The organism is Arthrobacter ginsengisoli (assembly GCF_031456935.1).
Classification (GTDB): Bacteria; Actinomycetota; Actinomycetes; order Actinomycetales; family Micrococcaceae; genus Arthrobacter; species Arthrobacter ginsengisoli.
In genome coordinates, this window is record NZ_JAVDVQ010000001.1 from 393,716 (window position 1) to 413,300 (window position 19,585).

General features: G+C 69.0%; 17 protein-coding genes, 2 tRNA genes and 1 riboswitch. Of the genes, 1 reads left to right on the forward strand and 18 read right to left on the reverse strand.

The window, feature by feature from the left end; translation table 11 throughout:
* Positions 1-39: 39 nt before the first annotated feature.
* Positions 40-999, reverse strand: a complete 960-nt coding sequence (locus tag J2X01_RS01820) for a methylenetetrahydrofolate reductase (protein ID WP_310050037.1) — start codon at positions 997-999, stop codon at positions 40-42.
* Between the two features lie 431 nt (positions 1,000-1,430).
* On the opposite strand from J2X01_RS01820, the gene J2X01_RS01825 reads away from it, so the two are divergent.
* Positions 1,431-1,634, forward strand: coding sequence for a hypothetical protein (locus J2X01_RS01825; protein WP_310050039.1), 204 nt, complete (start codon positions 1,431-1,433; stop codon positions 1,632-1,634).
* Positions 1,635-1,648: 14 nt separating this feature from the next.
* On the opposite strand, the gene J2X01_RS01830 is transcribed toward J2X01_RS01825, so the two are convergent.
* From J2X01_RS01830 to J2X01_RS01910, 17 genes are all read right to left on the reverse strand, one after another.
* Positions 1,649-2,851 (reverse strand): ROK family transcriptional regulator, encoded by a 1,203-nt coding sequence (locus J2X01_RS01830; RefSeq protein WP_310050214.1) that lies wholly within the window; start codon positions 2,849-2,851, stop codon positions 1,649-1,651.
* A gap of 135 nt (positions 2,852-2,986) precedes the next feature.
* Positions 2,987-4,150: a class I SAM-dependent methyltransferase gene (locus J2X01_RS01835; protein WP_310050042.1), complete on the reverse strand. Its 1,164-nt coding sequence runs from the start codon at positions 4,148-4,150 to the stop codon at positions 2,987-2,989.
* Positions 4,151-4,176: 26 nt separating this feature from the next.
* Positions 4,177-5,346 carry an NAD(P)-binding domain-containing protein gene (locus J2X01_RS01840; protein WP_310050044.1) on the reverse strand — a complete coding sequence of 390 codons (1,170 nt, stop codon included), beginning with the start codon at positions 5,344-5,346 and terminating at the stop codon, positions 4,177-4,179.
* A gap of 5 nt (positions 5,347-5,351) precedes the next feature.
* On the reverse strand, positions 5,352-5,705 hold the full coding sequence (locus J2X01_RS01845) for a zinc ribbon domain-containing protein YjdM (RefSeq protein WP_310050046.1): 354 nt from the start codon (positions 5,703-5,705) through the stop codon (positions 5,352-5,354).
* 121 nt (positions 5,706-5,826) lie between these two features.
* A tRNA-Ala gene (locus tag J2X01_RS01850) sits at positions 5,827-5,899 on the reverse strand.
* 200 nt (positions 5,900-6,099) lie between these two features.
* A tRNA-Ala gene (locus J2X01_RS01855) sits at positions 6,100-6,172 on the reverse strand.
* Positions 6,173-6,314: 142 nt separating this feature from the next.
* Positions 6,315-6,716, reverse strand: coding sequence for a ribosome silencing factor (rsfS, locus tag J2X01_RS01860; protein WP_310050048.1), 402 nt, complete (start codon positions 6,714-6,716; stop codon positions 6,315-6,317).
* A 105-nt stretch (positions 6,717-6,821) separates the two neighbouring features.
* The gene (locus J2X01_RS01865; protein ID WP_310050051.1) at positions 6,822-8,123 is read right to left on the reverse strand and encodes a hypothetical protein; all 1,302 of its coding nucleotides are present in this window, start codon (positions 8,121-8,123) and stop codon (positions 6,822-6,824) included.
* 7 nt (positions 8,124-8,130) lie between these two features.
* The gene (gene nadD, locus J2X01_RS01870; protein WP_374724908.1) at positions 8,131-8,775 is read right to left on the reverse strand and encodes a nicotinate-nucleotide adenylyltransferase; all 645 of its coding nucleotides are present in this window, start codon (positions 8,773-8,775) and stop codon (positions 8,131-8,133) included.
* Positions 8,776-8,830: 55 nt separating this feature from the next.
* Positions 8,831-9,070 carry a hypothetical protein gene (locus J2X01_RS01875; RefSeq protein WP_310050054.1) on the reverse strand — a complete coding sequence of 80 codons (240 nt, stop codon included), beginning with the start codon at positions 9,068-9,070 and terminating at the stop codon, positions 8,831-8,833.
* Positions 9,071-9,150: 80 nt separating this feature from the next.
* Entirely contained in the window at positions 9,151-10,533 is a 1,383-nt protein-coding gene (locus J2X01_RS01880) for a glutamate-5-semialdehyde dehydrogenase (protein ID WP_310050057.1), read from the reverse strand.
* Between the two features lie 26 nt (positions 10,534-10,559).
* Entirely contained in the window at positions 10,560-11,744 is a 1,185-nt protein-coding gene (proB, locus tag J2X01_RS01885; RefSeq protein ID WP_310050061.1) for a glutamate 5-kinase, read from the reverse strand.
* Positions 11,734-13,323 (reverse strand): GTPase ObgE, encoded by a 1,590-nt coding sequence (obgE, locus tag J2X01_RS01890; protein ID WP_310050065.1) that lies wholly within the window; start codon positions 13,321-13,323, stop codon positions 11,734-11,736. The genes proB and obgE overlap by 11 nt, the downstream gene beginning before the upstream one ends.
* Before the next feature lie 117 nt (positions 13,324-13,440).
* Positions 13,441-13,704: a 50S ribosomal protein L27 gene (gene rpmA / locus J2X01_RS01895; protein ID WP_009372867.1), complete on the reverse strand. Its 264-nt coding sequence runs from the start codon at positions 13,702-13,704 to the stop codon at positions 13,441-13,443.
* Between the two features lie 61 nt (positions 13,705-13,765).
* Positions 13,766-14,074, reverse strand: a complete 309-nt coding sequence (gene rplU, locus J2X01_RS01900; RefSeq protein WP_024368343.1) for a 50S ribosomal protein L21 — start codon at positions 14,072-14,074, stop codon at positions 13,766-13,768.
* A 353-nt stretch (positions 14,075-14,427) separates the two neighbouring features.
* Complete coding sequence (locus J2X01_RS01905) at positions 14,428-16,035, reverse strand: bifunctional hydroxymethylpyrimidine kinase/phosphomethylpyrimidine kinase (RefSeq protein ID WP_310050068.1); 1,608 nt, start codon at positions 16,033-16,035, stop codon at positions 14,428-14,430.
* A riboswitch (TPP riboswitch) is annotated at positions 16,027-16,124 on the reverse strand. It overlaps the preceding gene by 9 nt.
* Before the next feature lie 104 nt (positions 16,125-16,228).
* The gene (locus J2X01_RS01910; RefSeq protein ID WP_310050070.1) at positions 16,229-19,504 is read right to left on the reverse strand and encodes an Rne/Rng family ribonuclease; all 3,276 of its coding nucleotides are present in this window, start codon (positions 19,502-19,504) and stop codon (positions 16,229-16,231) included.
* Positions 19,505-19,585: the final 81 nt, after the last annotated feature.

Here is a 19,585-nt window from a genome sequence, read left to right on the forward strand (position 1 = left end):
TGTGGTGCGGAGGGAAGCAGGGATGCCGTACCGGCGCCGTCAGCTGGCGAGCTGGCGGCGGCCGGCGGAGCGCTGGTGGCTGCGGTGCGGCCGGGGCAGCGCGAGCTTGTCCAGCACATCGAGGGCAGCGGCGTGTTCATTGAAGGTGTAGAGGTGCAGACCGGGTGCACCGGCGGCCAGGGCCGCGTTGGCCAGGTCCACGGTGGCACTGACCCCGATCCGGGTCCGCTCGGCGTCGGTCCCGGCGGCGGCGAGCCGTTCGATCAGGGCCGGGTCGGGTTCGACGCCGGTCAGCTCGCTGAGGCGGGCGAGCCGGCGGAGGCTGGTGAGCGGCATAACACCCGGGATGATCGGGATGGTGACGCCGGCCCGGCGTGCCCGGGTCAGCAGGTCCGCGTACTGCTGGGTGTGGAAGAAGACCTGCGTGATGGCGAAGTCGGCGCCGGAGCGCTGCTTGGCGAGCAGCACCTCGACGTCGTGCGCCTCACTCGGGGATTCCGGGTGCCGGGTGGGGTACGCGGCGACACCGACGGCCACCTTCCCGGCGCACAGCAGCGCGGAGCGGCGCTGTTCGACGCGGCGGATGAGCTCAATCAGGTCCTGGGCGTAGCGCAGCGTTCCCGCGGGAGGGACGCGGCCGTCCTTGGGCCGGTCGCCGCGCAGGGCCAGGATGCCCCGCACGCCGACGTCGAGCAGTTCGCCGATGATGTCCGCGAGCTCCTCCGGGGAATTCCCCACGCAGGTCAGGTGCGCCAGCGGCCGCAGGGTGGTTTCCTGGACAAGGCGGTTGATGAGTTCGACGGCGGTGTTCCGGTTGGAGCCGCTGGCGCCGTACGTCACGGACACATAGTCCGGGTCCGTGGCTTCCAGTTCGCCGATGGTGGTCCAGAGCGATTCCGCCGCCGCGGCCGACCGCGGCGGGAACAGTTCATAGGACAGCGCGACCGGGGCCGTGCCGGCCAGATTTGGGTGGGTGTCAATAAGGCTGGGTGGAGACATTTGCGTCCTTGGCTGTGAACACTGACAGCTTTGCCCGGAAAACGGGGGCCGTCGGTGGATTGAGTTTGGGGAACACGGAGGAAACTCCAGCAGGACGCAGCCGCGACTGTTACGCCTGATACGAAGTTCTCCGTGAGCAAATGTCAGGCCCACATGGGGGCACCCACACCCTCCTCGGCCGCCGTGGGGCGTGCCTTCAGCGGAGGATCGCTGACACGTTACTGAGGTAACTTGGATAGAACTCTAGGGCCACCCGGGAGGTGGTTCAAGTCCGTTTCCGAATTAAGACTCACCTTTACGGCACATTTCGTCCCGGCACAGAACATTCTTCGCCCCGAACGTCCCTATGACTGTCCGGTCCACGATACGGACGGGGTGGCGGTTTCGCCCCGGCCCTCCCCAACCTGGCCTCTCAGGACTATTCTTTTGCCATGATCCAGCTTCCAGCCAGCTACCAGGAGTATCTCGCCGGCAAGAGCGAGAGTTTCATCAACACCGTCCGGCCCATCCTGATGCAGTCGGCGGCGGACAAGTCGCACGGTGTGCGGGTTTCCTACAATCCCGGACCCACGGGCCACCAGGCGCACGTGGACGAGTCAATCCCCTTCGGCACCGTCGTCGAGGACATCGACTAGTCCCCCAGGATCGGCTAGTCCCCCAGCAGGAGCCGCTGCGAGCGGGGTGCCAGCGTGTGCTCCAGCACGAGGCAGGCGGCGCCTACCGCGCCGACATCCTCGCCGACGCCGGTGCCGACGACCTCGATCTCGTGGATCTTCCGGGTGGCACTGCCTTCCCGGACCAGGGCCGGGATCCGTTCGAGGTAGCGCTGGGAGAGGCAGGTCCAGAACGGTCCGCCGAAGACCACCCGGTCCACGTCCAGGGCGTTGGTGATGGTCGAGACGGCGCGGGCAACCAGCACGGCGGAATTGTCGATGATCGCCGCTGCCCGCGGATCGCCGGAGCCGGCGGCGGCGCACAGTTCAAGGAAGCTCTCCTGGAGCGCGGGACCGGTCACGTCAGCGAGGGGTCCGTCCAGCACTCCGGCCTCGACCGCCTGGGCCACCAGGACCTGGGGGATGCAGGAGGACTTGATGCAGCCGCGCAGGCCGCAATCGCAGGGTGCGCCCTCCGGGTCCACGATGATATGCCCGATTTCACCGGCGTTCCCCGAGGTGCCGCGCACCACCTCATCATTGAGGACGATGCCGCAGCCGATTCCGGTGCCCATGTACATAAAGACGAAGCTGCCGGCACCGCTGGGGCCGCCGGCCCAGGTCTCCGCCACGGCCGCGCTGGTGACGTCCTTGTCCACGATGGTGGACAGACCGGTGGCCGCGGCCAGGGCGTCGCGGAGCGGCACGCGGTCCCAGCCGAGCAGGAGCGGAGGGTCCACGACGGTGCCCTCCTCGAGGTCGATTGGTCCGGGCGAGGCGATACCCAGGCCGGCGATCCTGGCCGGGTCGACGCCGGACTCCGAGATGAGCTGCTTGATTTCCGCGGCGATGGTGTCGATGACGGCCCGGGCGTCGGTGCCGGCCGGGGTCTTGATCCGGGAGTGCTTGACGACCGCCCCGACCAGGTCCAGCACCACGAAGGTTGTGACGGCCGGATCGAGGTGGACTCCGACGGCGTACATTCCGGTGGAATTGAGCCGGAGCATGGTCCGGGGTTTACCCGGTCCGGTGCCTTCCTTGCCGGCCTCGTAGATCAGGTCCTGGTCCAGCAGCCGGCGGGAGATGTTGGAGATCGTCTGCGGGGACAGTCCGACGATCTGGGCCAGCTCGACGCGGCTCAGGCCAGCCGGGGAGCGGCGGATTGCGTCGAGGATCACCGTCAGGTTGAAGTCACCCATGCGGGGCAGATTCGTTCCGCGCCGCGGCGAGGGCTGGCGGATCTCAGGCACTGGTAACCCCTAAACGTCTTTGGTTGCGCACTGCTTATGTCAGAATCGTACGTTACGCTCCTGTGACCGCCCAGCCTGTGCGCTTCACACTTCGGCTGATTTTCGGATGCTGGCGGTCACGGTGAATTTCGGGTTCCTGCCGACCTCCCGGGTCGGGCCGATCAGCCGTTGCAGTGCGGGCTGGTAGTGCAGGTGGCTGTTGAACACCGTCCACAGCTCCCCGCCCGGCGCGAGGACCCGCCCGGCCGCCTCAATGAGTTTGACGCCGGCCCCGGCGTGCACCGCCGCGCCGGCGTGGAAGGGCGGGTTGAGCAGGATCAAATCCGCGTCACCGGCCGGCAGCAGGCCCATGGCGTCGTCCTGGAGGACGGTGATCTGCGCCGTGAGCCCGTTGGCTTCCGCCGTCGCCCTCGCGGAGTCGACGGCGGCCGCGGACTGGTCGGTGGCCGTCACCCGGGAGCCCGGGTTGCTGCGGGCGTACATGGCGGCGAGGATCCCGGTGCCGCAGCCCAGGTCGACGGCGTGCCGTGCCGCCGGCATCCGGGGCAGGAACTCCAGCAGGAACCGGGTGCCGATGTCCAGCCCGGTGCCGGCAAAGACGGCTCCGCGGGCGCACACGGTCAGTCCCAGCTCGGAGTTGGCCTCGGTGACCGGGAACGGCGGCGGGCCGTCGGCGGGACGGGGGCCGCGGGCCAGCAGGACGCGGGATTTTTGCCGGGCATGCTGGGGCTGGACCCAGCCGAAGTGGCGCTCGAGCACCGCGTTCATGCCCAGGCTCATGTGCTTGACCCGGCCGCCGGCCAGCAGCACGACGTCGGGCGCGGCGTGGCGGGCGATGGCGTCGGCAATCTCCTCGAGCTCCGCGAGGGACCTGGGCAGCTGGAGGAGCACCAGGCCGGCCCCGGAGAGGAGCCCGGCGCCGAGCGGGAGCTGTTCGAAACCGCCGTCGACGCCCAGCGCGGCGGCGTTGTTCCGGAGGGCACGCTCCCCGGTGATGAGGTCCTGGTGGACGCGGACCGGCCCGGGGCCCGCCGCGCCTTGGGCAAGCGCGCCGAGGGTCAGCGCCCCGTAGCGGTCCCCCACGATGGCGAGCCGGCCGCCTGGCGGCAGTCCGCCGGCAGCCCGCAGCTCGACGGCGGTGTCCAGGAGGAGCCGGTCCGTGGCGTCCCAGGCCTGCAGGTTGGCCGACTCCACGTCGGGGAACCTGCCCAGCCGGGAGAAGAGGGATTCAAGAGTGTTGTCCGCCACGCGCGAGCTGCCGCCTTTATTCTGGGTCAGGGTGTTCCGGCCGGGACGTTGAGGGCCTCTGCCAACTTATCCTGCTCACCGAGTAAATGCAGGATGCCTGCCACCGCCGTCCGGCCGGCCCGGTTGGCGCCGATCGTGGAGGAGGACGGTCCGTAGCCAACCAGGTGGACCCGCGGCTCGGCAGCCACCCGGGTGCCGTCCATCGCGATCCCGCCGCCTGGACCGCGCAGCTGCAGCGGGGCGAGGTGTTCCAGCTCGGCCCGGAACCCGGTGGCCCAGAGGATCACTCCGGCTGCCAGGAAGCCGCCGTCCGCCAGCCGTACTCCCCCGGGCTCGATGGCGCTGAACATGGGCTGGCGCTCCAGTACACCGCGGGCGGCGGCAGCGCGCAGCGCCGGGGTCCAGATCAGTCCGGTCACCGCGACGACGCTTTGCGGCGGCAGGCCCTGCCGGACGCGCTCCTCGACGAGGGCGACGGCGTCGTGTCCGGCCTGCCGGTCGAAGACTGCGTCCCGCCAGAGAGGTTCCCGGCGGGTGAACCAGCTGGTGCTGGTGACCTGGGAGATCTCGTCGAGCAGGCCGACGGCGGAGATCCCGCCGCCGACCACGATGACGTGCTTGCCGCGGAACTCCTCGGCGGAGACGTAGTCCGCGACGTGCAGCTGCCGGCCGCGGAAGGAGGCCTGGCCCGGGTAGATCGGCCAGAACGGCCGGGTCCAGGTGCCTGTGGCGTTGATGATGGCCCGGGCGGACCAGTCGCCGCGGGAGGTGGCGATTCGCAGCCGTCCGGCCGGGTTGTGGTCCTCCCGGGCGACGGCGCGGACCTTGACGGGACGTTCGATGGCCAGCGCGAGTTGCTCCTCGTAGCCGCCGAAATAGCGGGTCAGGAAGCTTGCGCTGGCTTCCTCCGGGTCGACGGAGGGCTGCGGGATGCCGGGCAGGTCGCTGATGCCGTTGACGGTGGCCATCAGAAGGCTTTTCCAGCGGTGGCGCCAGGCGCCGCCGGGGCCGTCCTCGGCGTCGAGGACGGTGTAGCTCCGCGCCGGCGCGCCGGCTGGATCCCGGTCTTCCGGACCGGTTCCCGCCGGGACAAAGCCCCGGCGCTGCAGGTGGTAGGCGGCGGAGAGCCCCGCCTGGCCGGCGCCGATGACGACGACGTCGGCGGACCGGACCGGGCCGTCGATCCCTGCGGACATGATGCTCAGATCTTCTTGACGACGCTGGATTTCAGCTGCATGGGCCCGACGCCGTCGACCTTGCAGTCGATGTCGTGGTCGCCGACGCCGTTGACGAGCCGGATCCCGCGGACCTTGGTGCCGACCTTGATCACGGTGGAACTGCCTTTGATCTTGAGGTCTTTGACAACCGTGACGGTGTCTCCGTCGGCGAGGATGTTGCCGACGGCGTCCTTGATCGGCTTTGCTTCCTGATCATCGGACTCCGGTTCCGCGGCCGGTGACCACTCGTGCGCGCACTCCGGGCAGACCAGGAGCGCCCCCATTTCGTAGGTGTACTCGCTGGAGCATTCGGGGCACGGGGGCAGGGTCTCATTCACGTCCCCAATATTAGTCCAGTGGGCAGGACCTGGGCCTGTGGGGGTACATTGCCGGCATCAGCCACCTCAGCGTTGCCGTTAAAACAAAGGAGGCCCTGCTCAGTGAGCAGGACCTCTTCGGTGGAGCTGAGGGGACTCGAACCCCTGACCCCCTGCATGCCATGCAGGTGCGCTACCAGCTGCGCCACAGCCCCGAATTTGCCTTGGAGACTTTCCTGCTAGGACCGTCTTCCTTGAAGCAACCTGTTTATCTTAAACCACAATTCCCGTTCACGCGAATCGGCGCGCCCGCCCGTGACAAAACCGCCGGTTCGCGTCCTTTTTTCCGGGCCGGGAGACTAATTCAAAGACAAAAAAATCCGCCGGAATCTTTCGATTCCGGCGGATTGTCCGGTGGAGCTGAGGGGACTCGAACCCCTGACCCCCTGCATGCCATGCAGGTGCGCTACCAGCTGCGCCACAGCCCCGGATATTCGTTGCTTCGGCTCCGTCAGCTTGCGCTTTCGGCTCCGGTTCTTTGTCCGGATCTCTCCGAAGCAACTCAAATATCTTAGAACAGCCCGTCGGAAAATTCCAAATCGGGCATATTCCGCTTTTGCTTCCCGGCTGCTACTCGGATTCGACTGCTGCCGCGGCCTTCGCCGAGGTGTCGTCGCCGAGCTGCAGGTCCACGACCGGGCAGTCCTTCCAGAGGCGCTCCAGGGCGTAGAAGACCCGGTCTTCCTCGTGCTGGACGTGGATGACGATGTCGCCGTAGTCGAGCAGGACCCAGCGGCCGCCGGAGCGCCCTTCGCGGCGGATCGGCTTGAGCTCGAACTTGGAGAGCTCGTCCTCAATACCGTCGACGATGGCGTTGACCTGGCGTTCGGACGGTGCCGAGGCGATCAGGAAAATGTCGGCCAGGGCCAGCCGCTCGCTGACGTCCATGGCGATGATGTCCTCGGCGAGTTTTTCCGCGGCAGCGCGGGCTGCGTGGCGGGCTGTGGCGATGGCTGAATCTGTTGCAGTCACGGGACTCCTTGTTGTGGTGAAAAGTTGTTGGGGTGAAAAAGCTTGTGTGGTGAATATGCGGGGAGCGGCCGGCTGCGGGGGCAGCGCGGCCCGGAACGGGGCTGACTAGCCGGAGAGGCCGGTGATGATCAGCGTGATGCCGGCGATCAGGGCTACCAGGCCCAGGGCCAGCACCGCCAGCTGCACCAGGCGGAGGCGGCGGGCCCGGCCGAGGCCGGCGGTGGCCGCGTCCAGGGGTTCGAGCCCGTAGGCGGCATTAGCCGCGACGGGTCCCCTGCCGGTGAAGTCTTCTTCGGACTGGGCTGCGGCGGGGTCCGCTGCCGCGGGCCGGGTCGCGGCGGCCTCGGCGCGGGCCAGCACGCCGGAGCGGCCGCTGCCGGATCCCTCTCCACGCTGGCGGGAGGGCGCCGGGCGGCGGTTGCCGGACTTCCGGGGCGGTGCCACCCGGGGACCCGGGTTGGTGACGACCGGAACGTAGGACGTGGCAGGGCGCTTGAGGACGGGCCGCTCCACGCCGGGGACCTGGACGAACTCCAGGGGTGTCACCATGGCCAGGTTGTTGGCCGTGGTCGGATCATTGCGCGCTGGAACCGGTGTGCTGTTCGCGTCGGCCAGCTTCTGCTTGGCGGCGGCCCGCCGGTTCAGCACGGCGGCCCGCTCGGCCAGGGCGATCTGTTCCGCCAGCAAGTCAGGATCGACGGCGTCGGGGTCGGTCGCGTTGATGTGCTCCATTTTGGCCAGCTGGTTCTTGGCCTGCTGGGCAAGAAGTTCGCGGGCGGCCAGGGCCTGTTCCACGGTCATTCCCCCGGGAACCTGAGCGCCGGGACCGGCGGGGCCGCCGTCGGCCTTCTGCCCGGGGACGTCACCGCCGGGTCCGGGAGCAGGCTCGACGCCGGGCTGCGCGCCGGGGCCCTTGCCGGGCCGGGGAACGACCGGGGTGGCGCGGGTCCGCGGCGAGGCGGGGACGATCAGGTTGGCGGAGGTTGCCGGGGCGGTTTCGGCCGCCAACTGCAGCAGCCGGAGCTGGCGCCGCGTGGGCGCTCCGCCGCCGGCGAGATTGCCCTCTTTTTCGGCAAGTTCCTTGATGGTGCGCAGGGTGGCACGGTCCCGGGCGCGGACCTGCGAGGACCGTTCGGAGCCTGCGCTGCTGCCGACGGAGTCCACCGGACCCGGAATCCGGCGGCGGCCGCTGACTTCCGACTCGGTGGGCCCGCCGGGCTCCGCAGCGGCCGCGGGGCGCGGGACAGCAGGCCTGTTCGGGGCAGCACCATTCGGGGCAGCACTATTGGAGGCAGGGTGAACCGCGCCAGGACCCGGCGTGCCGGTCTCCCGGTTCGCTTCCAGGCGTTCATCTCTGGCCTGCCGCAGTTGGCGGCGGCTGCGGATTGGAGGCTGTTCCTGGCTCATGGCAAACTCATTCGGTGCTGGCGGGTTGGGCTATCTCAGTGCTGCGATCATAGCGTGCGGCGCCATTGCCGGCGGAGGTGTCCCCGGTGTCCGGGTCGCCGCCGTAGAGTCCGTATTTGGCGATGTACTGGACCACGCCGTCGGGGACGAGGTACCAGACGGGGTTCCCCGCCGCCACCCTGGTGCGGCAGTCGGTCGAGGAGATCGCCATGGCGGGAACCTCGAGCAGGCTGACGTCCTTACGGCCCATCCCGTCCAGGACGTGGCCGGGACGGGTGACGCCGACGAAGTGCGCGAGGGACCACAGCTCGTCGATGTCCTTCCAGGACAGGATCTGCGCCAGGGCGTCGGCTCCGGTGATGAAGAACAGGTCCGCGTAGGGACGCAGCGTGTGCAGGTCCCGGAGGGTATCGATCGTGTACGTGGGCCCGGGCCGGTCCACGTCCACCCGGCTGACGGTGAAGCGGGGGTTAGAGGCCGTGGCGATGACGGTCATGAGGTAGCGGTGCTCGGCCTCACTGACCTTTTTGCTCATCTTCTGCCAAGGCTGGCCCGTGGGCACGAAGACCACTTCGTCCAGGTCGAACTTGGCCGCGACTTCGCTGGCCGCGACAAGGTGGCCGTGGTGGATGGGATCGAACGTGCCACCCATCACACCCAGGCGCAGGCGGCGCTGGGCGCCGCGCTGCTTGACGATGGCCGAAATATTAGTGCCCTTGGCCGTGGTCGTGCTTGTTGGGGTGCTGGCGGTGCGGGTCCGCGTGCTCCTCGACGGCCACGTGGCGCTTGCCCAGGTTGGAGTAGGACAGCGTGACGAACAGCATGATCATGAGGACAGCGAAAATTACGGCGCCGACGACGAACGGCGGTGCAATAAGCGGCGCAAGTTCCTCGTGGCCGGATCCGCCGGCGGCGGCGACGATGGTGGCAATCTGCTGCGAGAGCATGTTCTCCCCTAGTGAGTTCAAAATGTGACGACGGCGGTTATCCCCGCCGTTCCGGACTTCTGTTCCATGTTACAGCGTTGCTAGGCCCTGATCTGGCCCTCGCCCTGGACGATCCACTTGGTGGTCGTCAGTTCCGTCAATCCCATCGGCCCCCGGGCGTGCAGCTTCTGGGTGGAGATGCCGACCTCGGCTCCCAGGCCCAGTTCGCCGCCGTCGGTGAAACGGGTGGAGGCGTTGACGATCACAGCGGCCGAATCGACCTCCGCGATGAACCGTTCGGCGTTGCCGAGGTCGTTGGTCAGGATGGCCTCGGTGTGGCCGGTGGACCACGTGCGGATGTGCTTCACGGCGTCGTCCAGGCTGTCCACCATCGCGACGGCGAGGTCCAGGTCCATGTATTCGGTGGCCCAGTCCTCATCGGTGGCGGGGACCGAAGCGACCGAGGCCGGCAGGGCGGCCCGGATCCGCTCGTCGGCGTGCAGGGTGACACCGGCGGCCCGCAGGGCCGCGGCGACGGCCGGCAGCACCGTCGAGCCGGAGTGGACCAGCAGGGTCTCGACGGTATTGCACACGCTGGGCCGCTGGGTTTTGGCGTTCAGCAGGATTTCCACGGCCATTTCCTCGTTCGCGGAGGCGTCCAGGAAGATGTGCACGTTCCCCTCGCCGGTCTCGATCACGGGAACCTTGGCGTTGGTCACGACGGACTGGATCAGCTCCCGTCCGCCGCGGGGAATCAGGACGTCGACCCGTCCGCGGGCCTGCATCAGGGCGTTGGCGCCTTCACGGCCGTACTGGTCGACGCTCTGCACGGCGTCGGCGGGAAGACCGACCGAATCGAGGGCGTCGCGGAGCACGCTGACGAGGGCGGCGTTGGTGGCGGCGGCGGCGGTCCCGCCGCGCAGGATGACGGCGTTGCCGCTCTTCAGTCCGAGCCCGGCGATGTCGACCGTGACGTTGGGGCGGGCCTCGTAGATGGCGGCGACAACGCCCATGGGCACGTTGATCTGGCGCAGCCGCAGGCCGTTGGGGAGTGTCTGGCCGCGCACCACGTTGCCGACCGGATCCGGCAGGTTGGCGAGGTTCTCGAGCGCGTCGGCGAGGCCCTGGATGCGGGCGCCCGTGAGGGTCAGCCGGTCCAGCATTGCCGCGGACGTGCCGTTGGCCTTGCCGGCGGCGACGTCCTTGCCGTTGGCGGCGAGGACCTGGGCCTTGCGCTCCAGCAGCGCCGCCGCGACGGCGCGCAGCCCGCGGTCCTTCCAGGCCCGGTTGGCGCGGGCCATCCTGCGGGCGGCGTGGCGCGACCGGTCGGCGATGGCGTGGACGGCGGCCTCGACGTCGGCCGCTCCGGCAGTTTCCGGGGGCGTTTCCGGGCTGCGTTCGGCCGCTCCGTCCGCGGGGAGCAGACCATTCGCAAAGAGCTGTTCGGCGAGTACGGCGGAGCGGGGGGTCAGGGCCTCAGTCATGCTTCCAGTTTAGGCGAGCAGGTGGCTTAGACCAGCACCAGATCGTCAACATGAACAACCACGCGGTCATATCCGCGGCCGAGCTCCCTGCCGAGCTCCCTGGTGGAGCGGCCCAGCATCTGTGGAAGTTCGGCAGCGCCGTAGTTGACCAGGCCCCGGGCAATCACCGTGCCCTCGAAGGAGACCATCTCCACGGCGTCGCCGGCCTCGAACTGTCCGTGCACCGCGGAAATGCCGGCCGGGAGCAGCGAGGTGTGGCGGTCGCGCACGGCCATGACGGCGCCGTCGTCGAGCACGAGGGTGCCTTCCACGGAGGCGAGGTGCGCGAGCCAGAGCAGCCGGACCGGCTTGCGGGAGCCGTTGACCGAGAACCAGGTGCCCACGTCCTTGCCCGCCAGCGCGGCGGCGGCGTTGCCGGTGGAGGTGACGAGGGCGGGGATGCCGGAACCGGCGGCGATGGTGGCCGCTTCCACCTTCGTAACCATTCCCCCGGTGCCGGTCCCGGCTTTGCCGGTGCGTCCGATCGCCACACCCTCCAGATCCTGCGGACCTGACACATGGGAGATCCGCCGGGCGCCGTGTGCGGGCGGCCCGTCATACAGGGAGTCGACGTCGGAGAGCAGCACGAGGGCGTCCGCGCGGACCAGGTGCGCCACGAGGGCCGCGAGCCGGTCGTTGTCACCGAAGCGGATCTCATGGGTGGCGACGGTGTCGTTTTCGTTGACCACAGGCACGACGCCGAGGTTGAGCAGCCGGTCGAGGGCGCGCAGGGCGTTGGTGTGCTGGCTGCGGCGCATGAAGTCTTCGGCGGTGAGGAGCACCTGGCTGACGGTGACCCCGTGCGCCCCGAAAGCATGGGTGTACCGGGCCATCAGCAGACCCTGGCCCACGCTCGCGGCCGCCTGTTGGGTGGCGAGGTCGCGCGGACGCTTCGCCAGCCCGAGCGGGGCGAGGCCGGCGGCGATCGCGCCGGAGGACACCAGGATGATCTCCGTGCCGGCGTTGCGTTTGTGCGCCAGGGCGTCGGCGAGCTCGGTCAGGGCCTCCTCCGAGATGCCGCCCTTGATCGACGTCAGCGAGGACGATCCGACCTTGACCACGATCCGGCGGGCACTGGAGAGCACGGACCGGTCCGGGGACGGGGCGTCCGCCGCCGGGCGGTGGTCCGGGACGACCGCCTCGGCAGGAACAGTGACGGCTTTACTCGTCATCGGTTGCGCCCAGTCCACTCTCCTTGAGCGGTTTGGCGACCCTGCGGCTGCTGACGGATTCGGTCCAGATCCCGGCCTTGCGCTCGGCTTCGAGTTCCGCGCGGGCAGCGGCTTTGGCCTCGCGGCGCTCGATCTGCTCGTCGCGCTTCTGTCCGCGGGTGGGCCGGTCGCCGATGTCGGCGAAGCGCACGTCGGTGCCGCGCGGGGCGGCCAGCAGTTCGGCACCGGCCATCATGGTCGGCTCCCAGTCGAAGACGACGCCGTCGTCCTCGCCGATGACGACCATGTCGCCCGGCTTGGCGCCCTGCTTGAACAGTTCATTTTCGACGCCGAGCTTGGCCAGGCGGTCGGCGAGGTAGCCGATGGCTTCCTCATTGGTGAAGTCGGTCTGCTTGACCCAGCGCACGGGTTTGTCGCCCAGGACGCGGAACAGGGGTTCCAGGTTCTTCTCTTCGCGGCGGATCTTGAAGCCTGATTCGTTGACGGCGCGGGGCTTGAGCACCGGAGCGTGCACCTTCGGCGGGGCAGCCGCGACGGCGTCACGGGCGGCCTGGACGATTTCGGCCATCGCGAAGCCGAGCTGGCGGAGGCCCTCGTGGCTGGTCGCCGAGATTTCAAAGACCTTGTAGCCGCGGGATTCAAGTTCCGGGCGGACGAATTCGGCCATGTCCTTGCCGTCCGGCAGGTCAACCTTGTTCAGGGCGACGAGGCGGGGGCGGTGGTTCAGCGGAACGACTTCACCGTCGGAGCCCGCGAAGCTCATGTCCACGGCGTACTTTTCCAGCTCGGCCTCGATGACGGCCAGGTCCGAGAGTGGATCGCGGTCCGATTCGAGCGTTCCGCAGTCCAGGACGTGCACCAGGGCGGCGCAGCGCTCGACGTGGCGGAGGAAGTGGTGGCCCAGGCCCTTGCCTTCGCTGGCGCCTTCGATCAGGCCCGGGACGTCGGCGATGGTGAAGCGCACCTCGCCGGCCTGGACAACACCGAGGTTCGGGATCAGGGTCGTGAAGGGGTAGTCGGCGATCTTGGGCCGAGCGGCGGACATCGCCGCGATCAGGCTGGACTTGCCGGCGGACGGGAAACCCACGAGGGCGATGTCGGCGATGGACTTCAGTTCCAGGACGACGTCAGCGGCTTCGCCTTCGATGCCGAGCAGCGCGAAGCCGGGGGCGCGGCGCTTCTGCGAGGAGAGCGAGGCGTTGCCCAGGCCGCCGATGCCGCCGGCTGCCGCAATGTATTCGGCGCCTTCACCGACGAGGTCCGCGAGGACCCGGCCGTCCTTGGACTTGACCACGGTGCCCTCGGGAACCGGCAGGATCAGTGTTTCGCCGTGCTTGCCGGCGCGCCAGTCGCCCATGCCCGGGCCGCCGTTGGTGGCGTGCCGGTGCGGGGCGTGGTGGTAGTCGAGCAGGGTGGTGGTCTGGGGGTCCACGCGCAGGATGACGTCGCCGCCGTTGCCGCCGTTGCCGCCGTCCGGACCGCCGAGCGGCTTGAACTTCTCGCGGTGGACGGAGACACAACCGTGGCCGCCGGTACCGCCGGATACATGCAGTACTACCCGGTCTACAAAGCTGGCCACGTGGATCTCCTCAGTGCTGTTCCCCGGGCGTGCAAAGACGCCCAAGATGATTGTAATGCGGTTAAAACACCGGTGGAGCGGACCTAATGGCCCGCCCCACCGATTTAAGACTTGGTGTTACTCTGCAGCTGCAGCAGCCACGATGTTCACGACGCGACGACCGCGGCGGGTGCCGAACTCGACAGCGCCGGGGGTCAGGGCGAACAGGGTGTCGTCGCCGCCGCGGCCAACGCCGGCGCCCGGGTGGAAGTGGGTGCCACGCTGGCGGACGATGATCTCGCCTGCGGAAACTACCTGGCCGCCGAAGCGCTTGACGCCGAGGTACTGGGCGTTCGAGTCACGACCGTTGCGAGTGGAACTCGCGCCTTTTTTATGTGCCATTTGGAAATGCCTGCCTTAAAATTCTGGGGAATCTGCTGAAAACCTGAACAGTAACGAGTAGTTACTTGATACCGGTGATCTTGACCTTGGTCAATTCCTGACGGTGACCCTGGCGCTTCTTGTAGCCGGTCTTGTTCTTGAACTTCTGGATGACGATCTTGGGACCGCGAAGGTCCTCAAGGATCTCAGCCGTAACCTTTACCTTGGCCAGGTCCGAAGCTGCAGACGTGACCTTGTCACCATCCACCAGGAGCAGTGCGGGCAACTCAAAGGTGCTGCCGGCTCCACCGGGGACGCGGTTCAGGGTAACGAAGTCTCCAACGGAAACCTTCTCTTGGCGGCCGCCTGCGCGGACAATCGCGTACACCACTGGGGAACTCACTTCTCTCGACGTTTATTACTAGATTTGCGTGCGGAACCTGGGTCCAAAGTTTCTGGTCCGGCTCACGCTGTGCCTCTACGCCGGTGGATTCCCCGGGGGAACCCATGAGCTATCCCGTGGACAATCGCACTCGAAATCAAGTGGAGCGTCCTCAAGGTCATAACCCAAGTGTTGGCGTAAGCACCGAAGATCTAGACTACGCTAATTTTGCCTTCGGCCGCAAATGAGGCTGGTTCCGACGTGAAGAACGTGGTAGTCACAACTCTGTATGGACAGAGCCCGCTGTAACGACTTCCGGAACCGTGCCCACCTATCGTACAGGCTCCCCCCGGCTCCCGCGGTCAGGCGTGCAGCCGCGGCGCGTCGAAGAATTCGACCTCGTAGCGGGCGGACTGCCGGAAGGCCAGCGTCATGGCGTCCCGTTCGCCCGCCGACGCCGCCCGCGCCGCAGCGTCGGTATAGGCGACGGCCTGCCGGGTGGCGGCGGCGAATTCCGCATCCGCGTAGGTGCGCAGCCACACCGCATAAGGGTGCGCGTCCGGGGCGCCGGCGGCGAGGAACTGCCCGTGCAGGGTCTCCCCCACCTCGGCATAGAGCCAGAAGCACGGCAGCACAGCGGCCACGAGCACCCCGTAGCTGCCGGAGACCGAGGCGGCAAGCAGATGGTCCACGTAGGACTTGGTGACCGGCCCCAGCGTTCCGTCGGCCGTCCGGGTGCTCAGCCAGGTCCGGTGCAGCTCCGACTCGACTTCGAGGCAGTTCTGGGCGGACCGGGCCCAGAAGAGCTGCTCGGCCTCCGTGGGCGCGATGGCGGCGGCGCGGGCCAGGACCCGGGAATAGCCGTTTAAGTACATCGCGTCCTGGGCGAGGTAGTAGGCGAACTCCTTCTCCGGCAGCGACCCGTCCGCCAGGGCCTTGATGAAGTCCAGGCCGTGGATCGCTTCGAGGTCGGCGGTTGCCGCGTCCCGGAGCGCGGCGGCGAAGGCGCCCTCGGCGGGGACGCGGCTGGTTTGGCCATGCTCCTGGGTGTGCTGCTGGACGTGGTGGAAATGATGGACCGGGCCGTTGCCGGTGCCGACGTCGAGCCGGTCCGAGGCGCGGAGGGCCTCCCGCAGCCAGGGTTTGACCTCGCGCAGCGCAGCCTCCCAGTCCCCGGCTCCGGTTTGTCCCATGAGTCTGGCCTGCACCGTGGCGATCGCCGAGGACAGCGAACAGCCGGTGCCGTGGCTGTTGCGGGTGGGCACCCGCTCCCCCGGCACCACCACGAGGTCCTGGGCCAGGAGCCCGACGGTGTTGACCAGCGCATCCGGGCAGCCGCCGTCATTGCTGCGGTCACCGGGGTTTCCGGTGCCGCTGCCGCCGTCGAGGTGGCCGCCCTTTACCAGGACCGTGGTGCCGGTGAGGGCGGCGAGCCGCTTGCCCTGTTCCAGCGCCCCGGCCCAGTTTCCGGCGACGGGCTCGTTGAGCAGGATCGCGAGCTCGGCGAGGTTGGGTGTGATCAGGTCCGCGAACGGCAACAGCGTGTGCAGTGCATCGGCTGCGGCCTCCCGCAGCAGCCGGTCGCCGCTCGTGGACACCATCACGGGATCCAGGACCACGACGCCGGGCCGGGCCTTTTCGAGCCAGCCGCGGACGGCGTCAATCACTGAGGCCTCCCCCAGCATCCCGATCTTGACGGCGTCGATGCTGATGTCCTGGCTGAGGGCGTCGAGCTGGGCGGTCAGGAAGGACGCCGGCGGGACGTGCACGGCACTGACGCCGCGGGTGTTCTGGGCGGTCAGGGCGGTGATGGCCGCCATGCCGTAGCCGCCGTGCGCGGCAATGCTCTTGAGGTCGGCCTGGATGCCTGCGCCGCCGGAGGGATCGGAGCCGGCAATCGCCAGCACCCTGGGGATCCGGGAGGCGGAAGCGGCAGGGACAGGCGGAAGAAACGATGAGGCGATGGTCATGGGAGACATCCCTTCGCCGGTGCTAACCGGACAGGTTCAACGGGTCTGGATCTCAGCCGGCCCGATGCGCGGCACCCCGTGTCAGGTAACAGCCTAGCCCGATCCCTTAACGCAACCGCGGGCACGGCCCGAAACTGCCCGTATTGCTACGCAGTCCGGACCGCACCCGCGGCCTGGTTGAACTGTTCCCGCGTTAGAGCTCCGAGGCCGGAACGCCGACGCCGAGGATGATCGGCTCGCTCGCGGCAGGCTTGGCGGCCGGCTGTGCCGCCGGGACCTTGGCCTCGTGCACTGACACGGGCGCGGCGTGCGGGGTTTCCCGCCGCTGTTCCACCGAGGTCTCGTTGGCTGCACCCTGGGCGCGGCTGGCACTCCGGTTGCGGCGGCCGCGGCGGGCACGCGAGGTGCCAGCCTCGGTGTCCGCCTCGGTCTGGGAACCCGGCGCCTGGACGCGTCCCGGGCCGGTTCCGCCGGTGCGCGCCGGAGCGACCGCCGCCGTCCGGGCGGCCGGGGCGGCGGCCGCCGTTGCCGCCGGTTCCTGGGCTGCTGCCGGGGCTGCGGGTTCCGGGGCGGCCTCGGCTTCACCCAGGTGGGCGAACGCCTCGGTCAGCAGGTCCAGGGTGAGCGCGGGTGTGCTCGCCTGGTCGGGGTGCTCGACGAACGGCAGGGCGACCTGCTCGCCGCCGAACGTCAGCACGGCGGCGGGGCGTCCGGCTGCTTCCTCCGTTGCGGCCAGCTCGACGGCTGCCTCGACAGCGGCATGGCGGGTCGCGGCGTCGGCAGCGGTGGCTGCCTCGCCGTCGTGCAGGTGCGCGGCGTGCGCCGCTGCGGCGATATTCGCCAGCGCGGCGCGGGTTGCCTCGGCCTTGGCGTGGCGCTCGGCCTCGGTGGGCTCGGGGTGGACTGCCGCCGGGACGGACTGCTCCTCCGCACCCTGGCCGCCCCGGCCGCGGCGGCGGCTCTTGCGTTCGACCCGGGCGGCGGGCTGGTGCTCGGTCCGCGGGATGTGGTGCTCGGCGGCCACCACGTTGGCGCGGCGGTGCTCCACCGGCTCGTCGTGGGTGACGATGCCGCGGCCGGCGCAGGTTTCGCACTGTTCGCCGAAGACTTCCAGCAGCCCGGTGCCCATCCGCTTGCGCGTCATCTGCACGAGGCCCAGCGACGTCACTTCCGCAACCTGGTGCTTGGTCCGGTCCCGGCCCAGGCACTCGACCATGCGGCGCAGCACAAGGTCGCGGTTGGATTCGAGCACCATGTCGATGAAGTCGATGACGATGATGCCGCCGATGTCGCGGAGCCGGAGCTGCCGGACGACCTCCTCGGCGGCTTCGAGGTTGTTCTTGGTGACGGTTTCCTCAAGGTTTCCGCCGCTGCCGGTGAACTTGCCGGTGTTGACGTCCACCACGGTCATGGCTTCGGTACGGTCGATCACGAGGGAGCCGCCGGAGGGCAGGAAGACCTTCCGGTCCAGGGCCTTGTGGATCTGCTCGTCGATGCGCCAGGCCGCGAAAATGTCCGTGTCCTTGGTCCACTTCTCCAGCCGGCCCACGAGGTCGGGCGCCACGTAGGTGACGTAGGCCTCGATCGTGTCCCAGGCTTCCTCGCCGGAGACAATCAGCTTGGAGAAGTCCTCGTTGAAGACGTCACGGACCACCTTGATGGTCAGATCGGGTTCGCCGTAGAGCAGCTCGGGGGCGAGGATCTTGGTGGAGGTCGACTGGCCCTCGATGCCTTCCCACTGGGCGCGGAGGCGGTTGATGTCGTGCGTGAGCTCTTCCTCGGAGGCGCCCTCGGCCGCGGTGCGGACAATGACGCCGGCGTTTTCCGGCAGCCGGTCCTTGAGGATCCGCTTGAGGCGGTTGCGTTCGACGTCGGGCAGCTTGCGGGAGATGCCGGTCATGGAACCGCCGGGTACGTACACGAGGTAGCGGCCGGGCAGTGAGATCTGGCTCGTGAGGCGGGCGCCCTTGTGGCCGACCGGGTCCTTGGTGACCTGGACCAGGACGGAGTCGCCGGACTTGAGCGCGTTCTCGATCCGGCGCTGCTTGCCCTCGAGGTTCACGGATTCCCAGTTGACTTCACCGGCGTAGAGCACGGCGTTGCGGCCGCGTCCGATGTCGACGAAGGCGGCTTCCATGGACGGCAGCACGTTCTGGACCTTGCCCAGGTAGACGTTGCCGATCAGGGAATCCTGCTGGGTTTTGGACACGAAGTGTTCGGCCAGGACGCCGTCCTCGAGGACGCCGATCTGGATTCTGTCGTCGCGCTGGCGGACGATCATCTGGCGGTCGACCGATTCGCGCCGGGCCAGGAACTCGGCTTCGGTGATGACGGTGCGGCGGCGGCCGGTGTCGCGGGATTCGCGGCGGCGCTGCTTCTTCGCCTCAAGCCGGGTGGAGCCCTTCAGGGATGTGACGCGGTTGTTGACCGGCGCCTCGGCAGCCGCACGGGGTGCACGGACGCGGGTCACCGTGTTGGGCGGATCGTCGCCTTCCCCGCCGGTCAGTTCCAGGTCCTGGTCACCACGGCGGCGGCGACGGCGGCGGCGCGACGTGACGCCTTCTTCGAGCGCCTCCTCGGAGCCTTCCTCTTCTTCGTCTCCGGCGGCTTCGGAGTCGTTCCCGGCGCCGGTCTCGCTGTCGGCCCCGCGGCCGGTGCGTCCGCGGCGGCCGCGGCTGCGGCGCCGGCGGCGGCTGCCGGCGTCCTCGCCTTCCTCGCCCTCTTCTTCTTCGTCAGCGTCTGCTACGGCGACGGCCGCCGGGGCCGGGGCCGGGCGCACGACGGCGGTCAGGTCGGGCGCCTGGAAAATCATCGAGGTGACCGCTCCCGGCTCCAGGAACAGCGAGGACGCGGAGGCTGCTTCGGCCGGTGTCTCGTCTGCCGGTACTGCGGGGGCTTCGGCGCCGGCGCCCACGGGCGCCGGGGCACCGGCGGCAGCGGCCACGGGGGCTTCCGCCGCGGCCACGGCTTCCGCTGCCGGAGCTTCGGCGGCCGGGGCTTCCACGACGGGGGCTGCGGTTTTGGCGCGGCTGGCGCGGCGCCGGACCGGCTTCTCAACGGGGGCCTCAGCGGTCTGGGCTGCCGCTGTCTCTGCCGCCGCTGTCTCTGCCGCCGGGGTCCCGGCGGCGGGAGTCGCGGCGTCGGCGGCGAAGGCCGGAAGGGGTTCGGCCGGTTCAGCGACCTTGCGGGCGCGGGAGCGGCGGACGGGGGCCTTGGCCGTGGCCTCGGCGGCCGGAGCCGCGGCGCCCTCGGCCGGGACTGCGTGCTCGGCGGGGACCGGGCCCTCGGCGGGGACAGTTGTAGCCGCTGCTGTGTCAGCGGCCGCGCCGGTCTTGGGGAGCGGCTTGCGGCGGGTCCGGACCGGCCGCTTCGGCGGCGTGGCTGCAGTCACGGCTTCCGCTGTTTCGCCGGCTGTTTCGTTCGTGACAAGCGCGTCTTCGTTGCCTGTTACAACCTGGTCATTATCCATATGTGGCGACACTCCTGCCCCTGACGTACCGCCACATCCGGCACCCGTTGGGGCAAATATTTGTCAACACCCGCAGGCATT